16 protein-coding genes and 1 riboswitch are annotated in these 16127 nt (G+C 56.7%); of the genes, 5 read left to right on the forward strand and 11 right to left on the reverse strand.

Annotated features, from left to right (window positions below):
• The first annotated feature begins 130 nt into the window (after nt 1-130).
• Nucleotides 131-1903, forward strand: a complete 1773-nt coding sequence (locus tag S7A_RS18455; protein ID WP_009092836.1) for an EAL domain-containing protein — start codon at nt 131-133, stop codon at nt 1901-1903.
• A 36-nt stretch (nt 1904-1939) separates the two neighbouring features.
• On the opposite strand, the gene S7A_RS18460 is transcribed toward S7A_RS18455, so the two are convergent.
• From S7A_RS18460 to ascF, 6 genes are all read right to left on the reverse strand, one after another.
• Entirely contained in the window at nt 1940-2875 is a 936-nt protein-coding gene (locus S7A_RS18460; RefSeq protein WP_009092837.1) for an ABC transporter substrate-binding protein, read from the reverse strand.
• Nucleotides 2876-2900: 25 nt separating this feature from the next.
• Nucleotides 2901-3659 carry an ABC transporter permease gene (locus S7A_RS18465; protein WP_033736743.1) on the reverse strand — a complete coding sequence of 253 codons (759 nt, stop codon included), beginning with the start codon at nt 3657-3659 and terminating at the stop codon, nt 2901-2903.
• Nucleotides 3656-4396: an ABC transporter ATP-binding protein gene (locus tag S7A_RS18470; RefSeq protein WP_009092839.1), complete on the reverse strand. Its 741-nt coding sequence runs from the start codon at nt 4394-4396 to the stop codon at nt 3656-3658. Before S7A_RS18470 ends, S7A_RS18465 begins: the two co-directional genes overlap by 4 nt.
• On the reverse strand, nt 4393-5094 hold the full coding sequence (gene tenA / locus S7A_RS18475) for a thiaminase II (RefSeq protein WP_009092840.1): 702 nt from the start codon (nt 5092-5094) through the stop codon (nt 4393-4395). Before tenA ends, S7A_RS18470 begins: the two co-directional genes overlap by 4 nt.
• A gap of 70 nt (nt 5095-5164) precedes the next feature.
• Nucleotides 5165-5267, reverse strand: a riboswitch (TPP riboswitch).
• 106 nt (nt 5268-5373) lie between these two features.
• A complete protein-coding gene (locus S7A_RS18480) occupies nt 5374-6804 on the reverse strand; it encodes a 6-phospho-beta-glucosidase (RefSeq protein WP_009092841.1) in 1431 nt (476 codons plus the stop codon).
• Nucleotides 6805-6840: 36 nt separating this feature from the next.
• Nucleotides 6841-8289, reverse strand: a complete 1449-nt coding sequence (gene ascF / locus S7A_RS18485; RefSeq protein ID WP_009092843.1) for a PTS cellobiose/arbutin/salicin transporter subunit IIBC — start codon at nt 8287-8289, stop codon at nt 6841-6843.
• Between the two features lie 260 nt (nt 8290-8549).
• Here ascF and S7A_RS18490 point away from each other — a divergent pair, with 260 nt between their 5' ends.
• Nucleotides 8550-9566, forward strand: coding sequence for a LacI family DNA-binding transcriptional regulator (locus S7A_RS18490; protein ID WP_009092844.1), 1017 nt, complete (start codon nt 8550-8552; stop codon nt 9564-9566).
• Here S7A_RS18490 and S7A_RS18495 read toward each other — a convergent pair.
• Nucleotides 9563-10312 (reverse strand): DNA-binding transcriptional regulator YciT, encoded by a 750-nt coding sequence (locus tag S7A_RS18495; RefSeq protein ID WP_009092845.1) that lies wholly within the window; start codon nt 10310-10312, stop codon nt 9563-9565. The two genes, S7A_RS18490 and S7A_RS18495, sit on opposite strands and share 4 nt — an antisense overlap.
• 74 nt (nt 10313-10386) lie before the next feature.
• Nucleotides 10387-11649 (reverse strand): DUF1479 domain-containing protein, encoded by a 1263-nt coding sequence (locus S7A_RS18500; RefSeq protein WP_009092846.1) that lies wholly within the window; start codon nt 11647-11649, stop codon nt 10387-10389.
• Nucleotides 11650-11902: 253 nt separating this feature from the next.
• On the opposite strand from S7A_RS18500, the gene S7A_RS18505 reads away from it, so the two are divergent.
• Nucleotides 11903-12724 carry a Cof-type HAD-IIB family hydrolase gene (locus tag S7A_RS18505; protein WP_141629848.1) on the forward strand — a complete coding sequence of 274 codons (822 nt, stop codon included), beginning with the start codon at nt 11903-11905 and terminating at the stop codon, nt 12722-12724.
• 35 nt (nt 12725-12759) lie between these two features.
• On the opposite strand, the gene S7A_RS18510 is transcribed toward S7A_RS18505, so the two are convergent.
• On the reverse strand, nt 12760-13146 hold the full coding sequence (locus tag S7A_RS18510; protein WP_009092848.1) for a helix-turn-helix domain-containing protein: 387 nt from the start codon (nt 13144-13146) through the stop codon (nt 12760-12762).
• A gap of 111 nt (nt 13147-13257) precedes the next feature.
• Here S7A_RS18510 and S7A_RS18515 point away from each other — a divergent pair, with 111 nt between their 5' ends.
• Nucleotides 13258-14307, forward strand: a complete 1050-nt coding sequence (locus tag S7A_RS18515; RefSeq protein ID WP_009092849.1) for an NAD(P)-dependent alcohol dehydrogenase — start codon at nt 13258-13260, stop codon at nt 14305-14307.
• Nucleotides 14308-14510: 203 nt separating this feature from the next.
• Here S7A_RS18515 and S7A_RS18520 read toward each other — a convergent pair whose 3' ends face one another.
• Nucleotides 14511-15194 carry a hypothetical protein gene (locus S7A_RS18520; protein ID WP_009092850.1) on the reverse strand — a complete coding sequence of 228 codons (684 nt, stop codon included), beginning with the start codon at nt 15192-15194 and terminating at the stop codon, nt 14511-14513.
• 178 nt (nt 15195-15372) lie between these two features.
• On the reverse strand, nt 15373-15597 hold the full coding sequence (locus tag S7A_RS18525) for a hypothetical protein (RefSeq protein ID WP_009092851.1): 225 nt from the start codon (nt 15595-15597) through the stop codon (nt 15373-15375).
• Nucleotides 15598-15811: 214 nt separating this feature from the next.
• On the opposite strand from S7A_RS18525, the gene S7A_RS18530 reads away from it, so the two are divergent.
• Nucleotides 15812-16117, forward strand: coding sequence for a hypothetical protein (locus S7A_RS18530; protein ID WP_009092853.1), 306 nt, complete (start codon nt 15812-15814; stop codon nt 16115-16117).
• The last annotated feature ends 10 nt before the right edge of the window (nt 16118-16127 follow it).

Here is a 16127-nt window from a genome sequence, read left to right on the forward strand (position 1 = left end):
ATATCGTGCGACACTGTTTCGCTGTGGAATTACTGTCAGATTGAGCCGCTATTTATCTGATAATTGGGCGCTAATTGAGCATTAAGCAGCGAAATTATTTCGAATTTTGCGCCTGCATAGGAGAGGTTTCGTGCATAACGAGCAAAATGGCAGTGACGTAAAACGACTGAGTGCTATCAAGGCACTGCTGTCACCGGATGAAACCCGGGATGAGGTGCTGGAGAGATTTGTGAATCTTGCCAGTGAGGTCCTGGGTATCTCAGGCAGCTTCATTTCGATTATTGACGACCATAATCAGTATATTAAAGCCTCTCGCAACTTCGATCTTCAGCAATCGACCCGGGATGAGTCGCTTTGCCGCCATGTGATTGATGGCGAAGGCCATCTGGTGGTGGTGGACACCCTGCTGGATGAGCGCTTCGTCACCCACCCGTTTGTGAAAGGCGATCCGCATATCCGTTTCTACGCCGGTGTCTCGCTGCAGAATCTTGAAGGTTCGGTACTGGGAACGCTCTGCGTCACGGATACCGAGCCTCACCCCTTTACCGACGAGAAACTGACGGTTCTGCGCTCACTGGCAACGCTGGTCACCTCGTTTCTGGATGCCTGGAACAATGCGGGCTTTACCGATGTCATCACGCATCTGCCGAATCGTCCACGCCTGCTGCGCGATATTCAGCAGCTGACCCTGACCGCACCGCACAGCCGCTTTCGTCTGATCCTGATCGACTGCATCGACATTATTCGCGCGTATGAGCTTTCACGTGCCGTCGGGATCGCACCGATGGAGAAACTGCTGAAGCAGATGGCAGAAGATGTCGCTCACCGGCTCAATCTGACTGAAAACGAAACGCTCTACAGCTTTGCACCGGGCCGCTTTGCCATTATTCAGCCCTGGTCTGGTCGCTACACTGCGCAGAATATGATTGACCTGTTCACAGGCCTGAAGGCCGACCTGGCCGAGAACATTACGCTCGATCTGGATGTTCATACCGGCGAAACCGAATTTGTGCCGTCGCAGATGGATGCCAATGAAACGGTGCGTCAGGCAGTGAGCGCGCTGCACGAAGCGATTGATGAGAACATCAGCGCGATGGTGTTTGATGAGAGCTACGATACACGTCGCACCGATGACTTTATGATCATGAACGATCTGGCGCAGGCGCTGCATAAAGATGAAGAGCTTTATCTCGCCTGGCAGCCCAAAGTCTGCCTGAGAACCGGCAAAACCGTCGGGCTGGAGGCACTCATCCGCTGGAATCACCCTGAGCGGGGTGAACTTTTTCCTTCGGAATTTATTCCGTTAGCGGGTAAAACGAATCTGATTTCCGACCTCACCAACTGGGTCATCGATCACACGATAGAGCAACTGGCGCGCTGGAATCGCGAATACGATCTGATTCCGGTCTCCATTAACGTCAGTGAACGTGATTTCTCAAAAGCAGATTTTGCCGACAACCTGCTGGCGAAATTGACGGCCGCGCAGCTCCCGGCCTCGATTATGGGTATTGAATGTCTTGAGAATGAACTGATCACCAAAAGCGATGTGGGGATCAAGGGGCTGGAGGCACTGAAATCGCACGGCTTTGTCATTTCACTGGATGATTTCGGCGTAGGCTACAGCAACATCAGCTACCTGCAGGATATCCCGCTGGATGTGATCAAAATCGATCGCTCCCTGATCTCGCGCATGGGTGAGGATGAGGCATCTAAAATCATCGTCAGGTGCATTATTCAGATGCTGAAAGAGCTCAACTACACCGTTCTGGCGGAAGGGGTAGAGACCGAGTCGACGCTGGCACTGCTGAAAAGTTACGGCTGTGACGAAATTCAGGGTTACTTCTTCTCAAAACCGCTGCCCGCCAGTGACATCGAACACTGGCTCTATCAGAAGGTCCGCTAGGAAATCGGCCCGCGGCGCACGCTGCGGGCCGGTCTCTTATTCGCTGTCAGTGGCGTAGCGATCAACCGGGGTCATGCGTTTAATCAGCTGGTTATCGAAGAGAAATTGTTCATAAGCCTGATAGCGTGCGCGATCCAGTTTTGCCGGATCGGCGGCGAACAGCGGCAGCGTCGCCATCCATGACTGGTGATTCAACGACGTATTCAGTTCCGGATGGGCGAGGGCAAACTGTTGCCAGCTCGCTTCAGGCTGGGCCTGTAACGTCGCATTTCCCTTCTTCAGTGCCCGCAGAAATTTTCTGATCTTTTCTGAATGCGCCTCATCCCGATGGGCAACGATGATCAGCTCGTCATAAGCCGGAACGCCATAATCCTCAACGTTAAACACCATTGGATCTTTCCCCTGATCTTTCATCTCCAGCGCTTCGATGTTGCGATAGCCACCGATCACCGCATCCACTTTTCCGGTCAGCAGGGCGCTGGTGAGCTGAAAGTTGACGTTAATCAGCGTCACCTGATCGGCCTTTACTCCTTCATGGCTCAGCATGGTCGCCAGCGTCGCCTGCTCAATACCGCTGACGGAATAGCCGATGCGTTTGCCTTTTAACGTCCCCGGACTCTTCATCGATCTGTCGAGTGTGATCAGCGTATTCAGCGGCGTATTGATCAGGGTGCCGACCCGCATCAGGGGCAGGCCCTGGTCGGCGAAGAAATGCAGCTGAGGCTGGTAAGTGATGGCTAAGTCTGCCTGCTTTGCGGCCACCAGGCGCGGCGGCAGCGCCGGATCGGAAGGGGGAATAATGTTGACCTCCAGCCCCTCTGCGGCAAAGGCGCCGGTCTGTTGTGCCACCATGATCGGCGCGTGATCGGGATTGATATACCAGTCGAGCACCAGCGTCAGTTTTTCCATTGCCTGAAGGGGAGTGGCGAAGGCGGCACCCAGCAGCAGGGTAAAGAGCGGTATTTTCGTCATACTTTTTTCTCGTCAGTTAAGGTCATTAATCCGTTTCGGGGGCCCAGCTAATCAGGCGACGGAGCAGGAAATCGATGAACAGCCACAGCAGCAGCGTCATCACCACCAGAATGAACAGGGCGGCAAAGCAGAGATCACTCTGCATCCGGGCATTGGCATTCAGCATGACGTAGCCCAGTCCTTCCGCTGAACCGACCCACTCTCCGATAATGGCGCCAATCGGGGCCACCGCGGCCGCCATCCGTAAACCGGACCCCAGCGCGGGCAGTGCCGCCAGCAGCCTGACATGACGCAGCTGAGCCGCGCGTGAGGCGCCCAGCGTGCGGGCCAGATCGAGATAGCCGGGCGGGACGCGACGCAGGCCATCAAAAAAGGCGGAGGTCACCGGGAAAAAGATCACCAGCACCGCCATTGCGACTTTGGCGCTCATCCCGAAGCCGAACCAGAGCACCAGCAGGGGCGCCAGCGCAAACACCGGGATCGCCTGGCTGGTGATCACCAGCGGCATCATCCAGCGCTGCAACCGCGGCGAAAAGGACATCCCCAGCGCCAGCAGGGCGCCCAGCAGCACGCCCAGTGCCATGCCGCTGAGGATCTCCGTCAGAGTGATGAGGCTGTGCTGGCTGAGATAGCGGGCGTTCTGCCAGAGCGCGGTGGCGACCGCCGCGGGTGAGGGCAGCAAAAAAGCGGGGACGGAAAGGGAAATGAGCCACCACAATCCGATGAGGCCTGTAAAAAGCGTCACACCCCGGCGTAGTCCGCCAGATCGTTGTACTGACGTCATCCGGCTAACCTGCTCAGCTGATTCAGCAGGGCAGCCTGACTCCGGATGACGCTGACATCCTCTGCCGCCCGTGGAGGCTGCCCCTGGAGGGAGGGAGAGGCTTCGATACCCGTCGGGCCGATTACCAGCAGATGATGACTCAATCGACAGGCTTCTGCGGCATCATGCGTTATCAGCAACACGGTGTGCCCGGCCAGCACTTCCGCGGCCAGCGTCTGAATCTGACTGCGGGTCAGGGCATCCAGCGCAGAGAAGGGTTCATCCATCAGCACCACGGGCTGGCGGGTATAGAGGGTGCGAGCCAGTGCGGCGCGCTGACGCATCCCGCCGGAGAGCGTCGCGGGCCGTGCGGTGGCATAACGACTCAGACCGACACGCGCCAGCAGGTGCTGTGCCCGCTCACGATCCGGCTTCTCCCCGTTCAGGCGGCTGGCCAGACAAACGTTCTGCTCCACTGTCAGCCACGGATAGAGCAAGTCCTGTTGTCCCATCCAGGCGATGCGTCCGGTCAGCGGCAGGCCATCACTGCCGCTGACCTGGCCGGAGCAAGGCGGTAACAGACCGGCAATCACCCGCATCAGACTGCTTTTACCCACGCCGCTCGCCCCCAGCAACACTGTAAACTGGCCACCCGCGATCTCCAGAGTGAGCTGGCTGAAGAGCTGCTGCTGACCCAACCTGAGTGACAGCTGACGGATTGCGATACCAGGCGGCGCCGAACAGGCTGACGCAATCATGGGCGGACCTGCAGACTGGCCGCATGATTCAGTCCCATCTGCCAGAACGCGGATTCCAGCCGTGTGGCGGTAGTAAAAATCTGCGCCAGTGAGGCAAAACGCTGCTCAGCCGCACGCTCGCCCGCCAGAGTTTCAAACAGCGAAAGGGCGTTGCGGACGCCGTTCAGATAGGACTCATCGCCGTAGTTTTCTATCCACGCCGCATAAGGATTACCGCTGAAGCGGGTTGCAGGATCCTGTAGCAGGGTCAGACCCGTTTCAGCGTATCCGGCGACACAGGGCATCAGCGCGGTCAGCAACTCCAGCGCATCGCCGCTGTGACCCACATCCAGCACATAGCGGGTGTAGTTGAGCGTTTCCATCGCCTCCGGTTCGCTCGCCATTGCCGCTTCGCTGATGCCCCACTGCTGGCAGTAGTCCAGATGCAGCGGCAGTTCGCTGACGATGGCGTTGAGCGACGCCGTCGCGCTGCGCAGGGCATCCGGCGCGGAGAGCTTGCTTATCAGCAGGCCCCAGGCGCGGGCGAAGTGCAGCAGAAACAGATAATCCTGGGTGAGATAATGGCGAAACGCGGCGGGGGGCAGCGTACCCTGACCGAGCTGTTGTACAAAGTTATGTGCCACATAGGCGTGCCAGTGAGGGCCAGCCTGCTGACGCAGACGACCGTAAAAGCCGGTTTCGAAAAGCGGATGTGTCATCAGATCTCCTGTCACAATGGAGATCCGGGCATACGGGCTGGAACAGGGAGTGATGCAGGAGATGACGCAGAAATATCTGCCGACCCGTCCCTTCGCTGGCATGACCCAGATCAGGTTCAAAGGGTTCGGCTTACGCCATCTCAGCCCATAACAGGACACCCCTCGGAAACATCGGTTATACGATAATTACCGGCAGAGTACAACGGCAGGTTGAGTGCATACCTGCGGCGTCGCTGACAGGCGTATCACCGCAGACACAACACTCAATAAGTGACGTTGTCACTCAAGATCGGCTCCGTTGCTGGCAATGACCTTCTTATACCACCAGAATGACTTCTTACGCGTGCGGGCCAGCGTACCACGCCCGAGATCGTCGCGGTCAACATAGACAAAACCGTAGCGTTTACTCATCTCACCGGTTGAGGCCGCCACCAGATCGATGCAGCCCCAGCTGGTGTAGCCCATGACCGGCACGCCATCTTCAATCGCGTCACCCATCGCGCGGATGTGTTCACGCAGATAGCTGATGCGGTAGTCGTCATGGATTTCGCCACTGGCATCGGGTTCATCGCGTGCGCCCAGACCATTTTCGACCAGGAAAAGCGGCTTCTGATAGCGGTCATACATCATGTTCATGGTGATCCGTAATCCGAGCGGATCGATGCCCCAGCCCCATTCACTGCGCGGCACATGGGGATTCGTCAGAGACTTCACCACATTGGCGGCGCTGCTGTTCTGCTCGTTCATCTCCGCCGAGGCGCAGCGTGAGGCGTAGTAGCTGAACGAAACAAAATCGACGCTGTTTTTCAGAATCTCCGCGTCACCTTCCTCGATCTTCAGCGTTACGCCTTTCTCCCGAAACAGCCGGGCCGCGTAGGCGGGATAGGCGCCGCGTGCCTGCACATCGATAAAGAAGAGGTTTTCACGATCTTTCTCCAGCGCGGCCCAGACATCCTCCGGTTTACTCGACCAGGGGTAGAAGTTGCCGCCCGCCAGCATGCAGCCAACCTGGTTAGCCGGATTGACCTCATGCGCAATGCGGGTCACCTGCGCGCTGGCGACCAGTTCATGATGCGCCGCCTGATATTTCACCTGCTCCGGATTTTCGTCGGGTTCAAACACCAGTCCGGCACCGGAGAAGGGGCTGTGGAGCAGGATATTAATCTCGTTAAAGGTCAGCCAGTATTTCACCAGACCATCAAACGCCTCGAAACAGCTGCGGGCATAGCGGGCAAAAAAGTCGATCATTTTGCGGTTACGCCACGAGCCATACTCCGTCACCAGATGCATCGGCACATCGAAATGGCAGAGGGTGACCAGCGGTTCGATCTGATGTTTCCGGCACTCTTCAAACACTGAACGGTAAAAAGCAATGCCTTCCGGGCAAGGTGTCAGCTCATCGCCGTTGGGATAGAGACGGCTCCAGGCAATTGAGGTGCGGAACACGCTGAAACCCATCTCCGCCATCAGCGCGATGTCCTCCCGGTAGCGATGATAAAAATCGATCGCATTATGGCTGGGGTAGAACTCGTCGTCGCGAAGCGCAAACCGTTTTTCAAGACCGAGTTTGACCGGCATCCGGTGCGGGCCATGCGGGATCATATCGACGGTGGTTAACCCTTTTCCGCCTTCGCGAAAACCGCCTTCGCTCTGGTTGGCGGCCAGTGCACCGCCCCATAAAAACCCTTGCGGAAACCTTGATTCAGACATGCATTCCTCTTTTCCGGGTCGGTAAGACCCTTTTTTTTAGTGGCTGTTAATGGCGTTAACGCGTTCGGGTACGGCTGCCGGTTGTGCCGCGGTGGTGGCGTCGGTTTCAGGGATATCTTCAAAGCCTAATAGCAGCGTCAGCACAAACGACAGCACCACAGACAACACCATCACCGCGCCGACCCAGACAATACTCATCGGGTTGGTGGGATCAAAAAACTGCACGCTGGTAAACAGGCCAGGCGACGCCATCGAGTGGCTGGCCAGCCCGCCAATGCCTGCTACCGCGCCGCAGATAAAACCGCTGATCAGACAGGCGACCAGCGGGCGTTTCAGCCGGACGGCCACACCATACAGCGCAGGTTCTGAAATGCCGGCAACGATAGCGGAGGCCGCCGCCGCGAGCGCGGTCTGACGCAGTTCCCGGTTTTTGGTGCGGAAGGCTACCGCCAGAGACGATCCCCCCAGCGACAGGTTGGCGCCAATCTCGGAGGGCATCACCATGCCCTCTTTGCCGGTTTCAGCAATAGTCTGAATGATGGTCGGGGTAAACACCCGGTGCATACCGGTCATCACCAGCAGGGGCCAGATCGCGCCCATAATCGCGACCGAGAGCCAGCCGAGATAGCCATGGACGGTGTAGACCAGCGCAGAGATGCCGCTGCCGATCCAGATGCCAATCGGACCAATCAGCACGATTGCGATGGGTGCGGCAATCAGCACAATCAGCATCGGTTTCAGAAAGTTTTTGGTGACGGCCGGAGTAATGCGGTCCACGCCGCGCTCAATGTGTGACAGGATCCAGGTCATCACCAGCGCCGGAATCACCGTGTAGGTATATTTCACCGCCGTGACCGGAATGAAGGCAAATTCCACGGCCTGACCCTGCGCCGCTTTCGCCATCAGATCGATAAAGTTAGGGTGCACCAGCACGCCAGCAATGGCGATCGCCAGCGACATATTGGTTTTAAACTTCAGCGCGGCAGAGGCGGCTACCATCACCGGCAGGAAGAAAAAGGCCCCGTCGCCAATCACGTTGAGGATCACCAGCGTGGAGGAGCCTTTTTCAAACACACCGGCCATATCAAGTATCATCGCCAGCAGCTTAACCATAGACCCGCCGATAATGGCCGGGATCAGCGGTGACATCGTGCCGACCAGCGCATCCAGAATGCCTGCGCCGATGCTTTTCAGCGTGATTTTGCGTTTCACCGGCGTGGATGAGTCGGCGGCAGGGGATCCCATCGCCTGCAGCGCCTGAAAGGCCTGAGAGACGTTATTGCCAATGATCACCTGACACTGGGTGTCGTTGTGAACCACGCCCATCACGCCATCGATCGCTTTCAGCCGGGGATAGTCCACCTGGGTTTCATCTTTCACCACAAACCGCAGTCGGGTCATGCAGTGCGTTACGGCTTCGATATTGTTAAGGCCGCCTAGCGCATCGACGATGGCGCGTGACACCTCGGCATAGTTTCTGGGCATGATCGCTCTTCTCTGTAGGGTAAATCGGTCAATGTTGTTATGTTTTTGCGCCTGCATGCATGCAGGCAGATAGGAAACCGGTTTCACAAAATCATGAAGGGCTTTTATGACCGGGACAAGCCTAAAAATCAGCCAGATTTTCGTTTTGTGACCGGCGTCACCTGCCATTGGCGCAAAGGCCGGCTGAGCGCGAGGGTAAATATTTCCAATATTGAGAGGCTTAGGTAGACTGCAGAACGACGCAGTAAAGGAGCATCAGCATGGCAACGATTCAGGAAGTGGCGAACAGGGCGGGCGTCTCAAAAGCGACAGTGTCACGCGTGCTCTCCGGCAACGGGTATGTCGGTCAGGAAAAGCGTCAGAGAGTTCTTGATGCGATTGCCGAAACCGGCTACCGGCCTAACCTGCTGGCGCGCAATCTGGCGACGAAAAGCTCTCAGACTATCGGGCTGGTGATCACCAACACCCTCTACAGCGGAAGCTACTTCACGGAACTGATGGCGCACTCGGCGCGCATACTGGAGCAGCAGGGCCGCCAGCTGATTCTGGCCGATGGCAAACATACGGCGGAGCAGGAGCAGGCGGCAATTCAGTTTCTGCTCGATCTGCGCTGCGACGGCATCATCATCTATCCGCGCTTTCTGTCCATTGATGCGCTGGATGCCATTATCTCCCGTCACAAACAGCCGATCCTGGTCATTAACCGGCGGCTGCGTGTCAATCAAAGCTACTGCATCTACAGCGATCAGCACGCCGGCAGCGTCACGGCGGTGAGTCATCTGCTGAATCAGGGGCATCGCGACATCGCCTTTATTACCGGCTCGCTCGATTCCCCGACCGGGGTGGAACGCCTCTCCGGCTATCGTGCCGCGCTGGCGGCACAGGGTATCGACGCCGATCCGGCGCGTATTGTGTCAGGCCGCTGGACGGCTCAGAGCGGGATGGAGGCCGTGGATACGCTGCTGGCACGCGGGGTATCCTTCTCCGCGCTGGTGGCGAGTAATGATGAGATGGCGATCGGGGCGATCAAACGGCTTACAGCGTGCCGGATAGCGGTGCCCGATCAGGTTTCAGTGATCGGTTTCGATGATATCCCGCTGGCACCCTACATCACCCCGTCATTATCCAGCATGAAACTGCCGGTGACGGAGATGATCAATGAGACGATTCATCGCCTGCTGACCATGCTGGATGGCGGTGACTGGTCTGCCCATCCCCCCTTTACCGCCAGCCTGATGCTGCGCGATTCGGTCACGCAGGGACCAGGCGCGGTTTAACCCCTGGCGACCGTTATCACGTTAACTGCGCGCGCCTTAAGCTGCTCTGCCGTGACGGCATTCAGCGTTTCATCAGTAATCACATGCCCGACCTGATAACCGGATGAGAGCGGATAGGGATGGATCTGGCCAAATTTAGAGGCATCGGTCAGGGCGTAGCTTTCCGCCCCTTTTGCCAGAACGGCATCCACCACATCACAGCGCAGCATGTTGCGACCGGTAAAGCCGGTTTCCGGATGCCAGCCATCCACGCCGACAAATGCCCGGTGAAAGTGAACCTGCTGAATGGAGTAGCGGGTCAGCGGGCCGACGACCGACTCACTGCTTTTCTGCAGCATCCCACCCAGCACAATCACTTCACAGGCCGCCTCACGCAGAAGCTGGGCAATGTAGTGGCTGACGGTAATCAGGGTCAGATCGGCACGGTCGGCCAGCGCGCGCGCCAGCAGGGCGTTGGTGCTGCCGCCTTCAATAAATACCGACTCCCCCGGCTCAACCAGACGGGCGGCGTGAAGCGCCAGCGCCTGCTTGATGGGATAGCGGGTGTTCAGGCGGGTACCGACATTATCGCTGTCCAGCGCCAGCGCAGAGCCGTGAACCCGCCGCAGCAGACGGTCACGCTCCAGCAGCGTGAGATCCTGACGCACGGTAACTTCAGAAACCCCGGTGAGCTGTGCCAGTTCACTGACCGTCACGCTGCCCCGGCTATTAACCAGTTGAATAATCTGATGATGTCGCGGATTCATAATGGGATGTCGCAGAAAAACAGGAGTGGCAGTGTATCAGGGTTTTCCCCGCGCCGGTGCAGCGCGGGGGCAGATCAGGCTAAATCCAGCGAGCGACGTCCGTTAAGATTGAGATCTTCCGGCCTGAAACGTTGATCCCACGCCGCTTCATAATGCTCCGGGGGAAAATCGCCTGGCGAATGGCCCTGCGCCAGCGCCTGTGCGACATGGCGGGCATAGAGGCGGTTTTTTTCACACAGCGGGGCAGCCGGAATGTACATCACATTGCTCCAGCCCTGCTGATCCCTGACCGGCGCCACGGCGTGAATCACATCACAGTGCCACCACACCGAATCCCCTGCCTCCAAGGCCGGTATCGGACAGAGTCCGGCCATCAGGTGCGGATGCCACTGCTCGTTAACCGGCAAGACCCGGCCTGGGGCGACGCCGCAGAGCTCATCCTCCGGCACATCCGAAAGCAGTGGACGCAGCAGCACATAAGCCATCGCCTGCGGCACCGGCACGACGTGCAGCAGGCCCTGACCGGGGATCATATCAGAGAGGGCAGTCCAGCCCTGAAAGGTGCGGAACACAGAACATTTGGTGGTGCCAGGCAGATCATACTCATCCACTTCAGTGCGGTGTGCCGCGTCCCAGGGGTCATAAGCGGCAAAGTCACCGTGAAACAGCTTACTGAAAACCTGCTGATAAGCCGGGAGCAGCCAGCGTTCCAGCGCGCCGGAATCGGTATGAGCCCCTAATCCGCCGGAGGTGGTGCCAGGCAGGCGACGGCGAATGCGATCGGGATAGATGATGCTGACATCCGGGTCAAACCACTCTTTGCCCTGTGAATCGAAGGTCCATAACCTGTTCAGGAAAGATTGTGCGTGCGCCATTGCCGGGCTTTGTCGCGCCTGCATTTGCGCCTGCGACCAGTAAACAGGATAAATTTCAGGACGCGAGGCGGCCAGCGTGCCAAAAAAATCATCGCCCGGCCCGCGATACTGTTCGTCAAACCGGTTGAGCTCCAGATAGTCGAGCATCGACTTATCCCAGGCCAGCGCCTGCTCCCGGGGAAAGTGCTGCTTAATCACGACACAGCCGCGCCGTTTAATCCGCGCCCGGGTTTCATCTGAAACCTGTCCCTCAGCGATATCCTGCATCGGCACCACTGGCCAGGCGCTGCCCGTCCACTCCTCATCCGCTTTTGCCTCCGCAATCGCCGCTTCGATGTTGTCACACACCTGCCGGAACAGGCCTTCAACATCACCAATCTGCTGACGCAACTGCTGTTTCACTGCGCGTATTGCCGCTTTGACGTCTTCCGGCAATGGGGTCGATCGGGTCTCATCACGCATCTCAGGCTCCTCACTATTCGGGTTGAGTTACGAATGTAATTAAAATAACCTTCATTCGTAATTTACGGCTGAGATTAACATCTTTTTAACGCTCCGAAACGTGCGTGATAACACAACTCCGGAACCGGAAGGCTCCGAAAGCCGTTAGCAACGTCACTATTTGCATTCTCATTAATCCACACAGCGAGTAAGCTTTATGAATCAAATCAATCAGCCGAAAGGACAGAACGGCGACTCTATAGGGGCAGGTGAGATGGCGGTTAAGATGATTGCGGTGGATATGGATGGCACCTTCCTGGACGACAACAAAGCGTACAACGTTCAGCGGTTTTCACGGCAGTATGCGCTGCTGAAGCAGAAGGGCATCCGTTTTGTGGTCGCCAGCGGAAACCAGTATTACCAGTTACAGCGCTATTTTCCCGACATCAAAGATGAGATCGCGTTTGTCGCAGAGAATGGCGCGTGGGTTTCAGACTGCAACGAAGAGATCTTCTGTGGCGAGCTGGCCCGCGAGAAGGTGCATAAGATTCTGGATATCCTGGCGCATGAACCCGATATTGCGGTGGTGGTGTGCGGGCGTAATGGCGCTTACATGCACGCATCGGCTTCTGACGAGGTGATGGCTAAGCTCTCAAATCACTATCACCGGCTGGAAAAACGCGATGACCTCTATGCCATTCACGATACAATTTTTAAATTCTCGCTGAATCTGGAGCATGAAGGGGTGGATGCCCTGCTGCAACGGCTGCATGCCCGACTCGGCGAGCTGGAAAATATCATGCATCCGGTCTCCAGCGGGTTTGGCTTTATCGACCTGATCATTCCTGGCTGCCACAAGGCGCATGGCATTGCGCTGCTGCAGGAGAAGTGGGGCATCAGCGACTGCGAAGTGCTGGCCATCGGTGACAGCGCCAACGACATTGAGATGCTGCGTCAGGCCTGTTTCAGTTTCTCAATGGCGAATGCCGCCGCTTCTGTCGCCGCCGTGGCGCGATATCAGACGCAAAGCAACAATGAAGAGGGGGCGCTGAATGTGATCTCCCGCGTGCTGGCGCGCGAATTTCCCTTTGAGTGAGGCCGGGCCGGGCTGACAGGCCCACCTGGTCCTCCTTACACCTCCCGATGGCTGCGCGCGTGATCCTCCATTTCATCCAGCGCAGCCTGATTTTCCAGGCCCCACTGATACATCTGCTCAATCGGCCCGGCAAATGTCATGCCCAGCGCGGTCAGGCTGTACTCCACTTTCGGCGGCACCACCTGCCAGACATGGCGTGCAACCAGCCCGCGCTGCTCCAGCTCGCGCAGCGTCTGAATCAGCATCTTCTTTGAAATTCCCTGCAGGCTCCGCTCCAGTTCACCCGTGCGCGCACGGTGTTCCGGCCAGTGATAAAGCGCATGCAGCACCATCGTGCTCCACTTGACGGAAAAGAGTTCCAGCAGGCGGCGCGGCGGTGAATCCGCATAAAACAGCAGTTTTCCATCAACCCAGGCGGGCATCATTGCCTCCTTAGCAGGGTGGTAACCAAAAGGTAACTACTACCAAAACCGATCCCATGTGTCTATAGTGTGCCGCTTTCTTTACGACCATCAGGTGAGAAGAGGCAACAGATGAAGATTAATGCACTGGTCGCCAGTCAGGCAGATCAACCGCTGCGCGCAGGTCAGGTGGAGTTACGCGAGCTGCAGGCTGACGATGTTAAACTCGAGATCCTTTACTGCGGCGTCTGTCACTCCGATTTGCATATGGCGCGCAATGAGTGGGGCGTAAGCCGCTATCCCCTTGTGCCGGGTCACGAAATTGTCGGCCGGGTGGTGGCAGTGGGTGAAAACGTCACTCAGTTTGCGGTCGGAGAGATTGCCGGGGTCGGCGTGATGGTTGACGCCTGTCGCAAGTGCCATTTCTGCCAGCAGCATGAAGAGCAGTATTGTGAGGCAGGCTTTACGCCGACCTATAACGGAACCGATAAGTACACCGGTAACACGACCTTTGGCGGCTATGCCCAGCATGTGATTGCCGATCACCATTTTGTCGTGCGGGTGCCCGATAACCTGGCGCTGAACGCGGTGGCACCGCTGCTCTGCGCGGGCGTCACCGTCTGGTCACCGCTGCGCCACTTTAATGTTAAAGCGGGGGATCGCGTCGGGGTTGTAGGCCTGGGCGGCCTGGGCCATATGGCGGTTAAGCTGGCCAGTGCGCTGGGCGCAGAGGTCACCTTGTTTACTACCTCGCCAGAGAAAGGGGCGGATGCCCGCCGGCTGGGCGCCAAAAACGTGGTGGTTTCCCGTGACGCGGCCCAGATGGCGGCCTGTCAGGCATCGCTGGATATCATTCTGGACTGCGTGGCTGCGCCACACGATCTCGATCCCTATCTGAATACGCTGAAAACCAACGGTCAGCTGGTGCTGGTGGGTATCCCCGATCAGCCTCATCCGTCACCGAATGTGACACCGATGGTGTTCCGCCGTCTGAGTATTACGGGCACCTCAATTGGCAGTATTCAGGAGACGCAGGAGATGCTCGACTTCTGTGGGCAGCACAACATCACGGCGGATGTTGAGATGATAACCGGTGAAGAGGTCGAAACGGCCTTTGAACGTATGCTGACCAGCGATGTGAAATATCGTTTTGTGATTGATATGCAGAAAACGCGCTGGTAACGCCAGGGGGCACGCTGTGAAGGCGTGCCCTTTACGATGCCCGCGTTGCTGAATGAGCGATGATAGTTACAACATACCTTTACGTTTCTGAATCAGGTTTCAGATAGCCGGGTGCGAAAGGGCTGAGCAGCCAGACCGGGCCTGTTGCAGCAAAAAAATACCCGGCTTGCGGGCCGGGTATTCTCTCAATTCTGGCGTTTTAGTTACGCCTGCGCGTCATCCGCTTTATCCTTCGCCGCTTCCTCTTTCTCTGCAGCATGAGTGAAAGGTTTGAGCAGCTGTATATCCAGAATCACATAGACCATGGTGCTGATGAACAGCGAAATCACACTACCGAAGACGCCGCTGGTGGTGAAGGTCAGATAGTTATAGGTGACCAGCCAGGTCAGGCAGATAAACAGCGCGAGAGAAATGTAGAGATTGGGCACGGAGTAGTTACTGGTGCCGCCCCCCTGGGTATGGGTAGCTTTAAACAGATTGCCGATGGAATATTTTTCCAGCACCAGGATGGCATTTTCCCAGTTGCGCTGTTTACGCGCGCTGGCGCGTGTCAGGAACAGATAGAGAATAGAGACAAAAAAACCGGAGAAGGCGATCAGCACCGGAATCGCCTCCAGCGCGTATTCGATGCTCTTATGGCCGGTGGTGGTGCTGAGATCCAGCGTCAGCGAGGCACCGAGCGCAGCATATAAAAACAGGAACAGCAGCATAAACGTCAGAGTGCGTTTCCAGTCACCGTCGACCTCTGCCTCTTTTTGCTGGATAGCCAGCTGAAGCGATTGCTGAATCTGTCGTGCCTGAGGTGAATCTGTGTCGAGCGTGTCGCAGGGCGCAGCAAAGAAGTTATGCATAAACAGCGCATCTTCTTTCTGAATAGTGATTTTCATCAGAAACCTGTGTGCGGAGAAATTTCCTTTATTCTAATCGGCACGACATGAATTAACAGTCACTTTGCCTTTTAATCCCGCATTAATGGGAAATATACCTTCCCCCGCTTGTCCTTATGGGTGAGATTAACGGCCAGGATTTCACGGCTTTTCTGAAGCACGCAGTAATCGGGCATGACTATTTCTCCACAGGTGTGTCGAGCGCCTTAAACTGCTTTATGGCGTCATGAATGTTATTGGTTTCCACGGTCGCAATGCAGCGGTCACCGTTGAAAACATCATAACGGGCATTGCGCAGCTGAAACAGCAGATCGCGTCCCCGAAAGTGGATGCGTTTCTGTCTGACGCCAATGCCATGCCGCCGTAACAGGGCCTGTGACAGGCGATCGGTCTCTTTAGTCATTCCGTTAGCCTCCCGGCAGTACGTGGTCACTGCCAGTTAACCTGATAAACATTAGTTTTATATTAAGAGACAACCCTGTTTTTCGCATGGCCATACGATGAAGCGGGACGAATGCGCTGCAAAGTGAAGAAGATGCGGGACAGAGGCGGTTTCTGACTTAATAAACCGTAAATGCGGTACACTCATCTCACCCTTCGCCACGAGACAGAGTGCTATGAACGACAAGAAGATGATTTCCATTGATCAGTTCAACGCTGATGAACGACTGGCCGTCGAACAGACCGTTAAAGGGCTGATGGAAAAGTATCGTCAGCGCACCGGTAAAGAGCCGGATAGTAAAAAAGAAAAAGAATTCAGCAGTGAAGCGCGTCGGATCGTTATGACGGCAAAGCAGGAAAAAGAGAAAGCGCAGGCGCTGAAGGCGAAAAAACCCCTCCGCAAAAAGAAACCCTCCTCACTGACAGCCAGTGAAGTCAGCGACTTCAGCTGGTCCGCCTCGGTTGCTAAGGGCCGAAGATAAAAACTTCCCC

This window comes from Pantoea sp. Sc1, from assembly GCF_000255315.1.
Taxonomy (GTDB): Bacteria; Pseudomonadota; Gammaproteobacteria; order Enterobacterales; family Enterobacteriaceae; genus Pantoea; species Pantoea anthophila.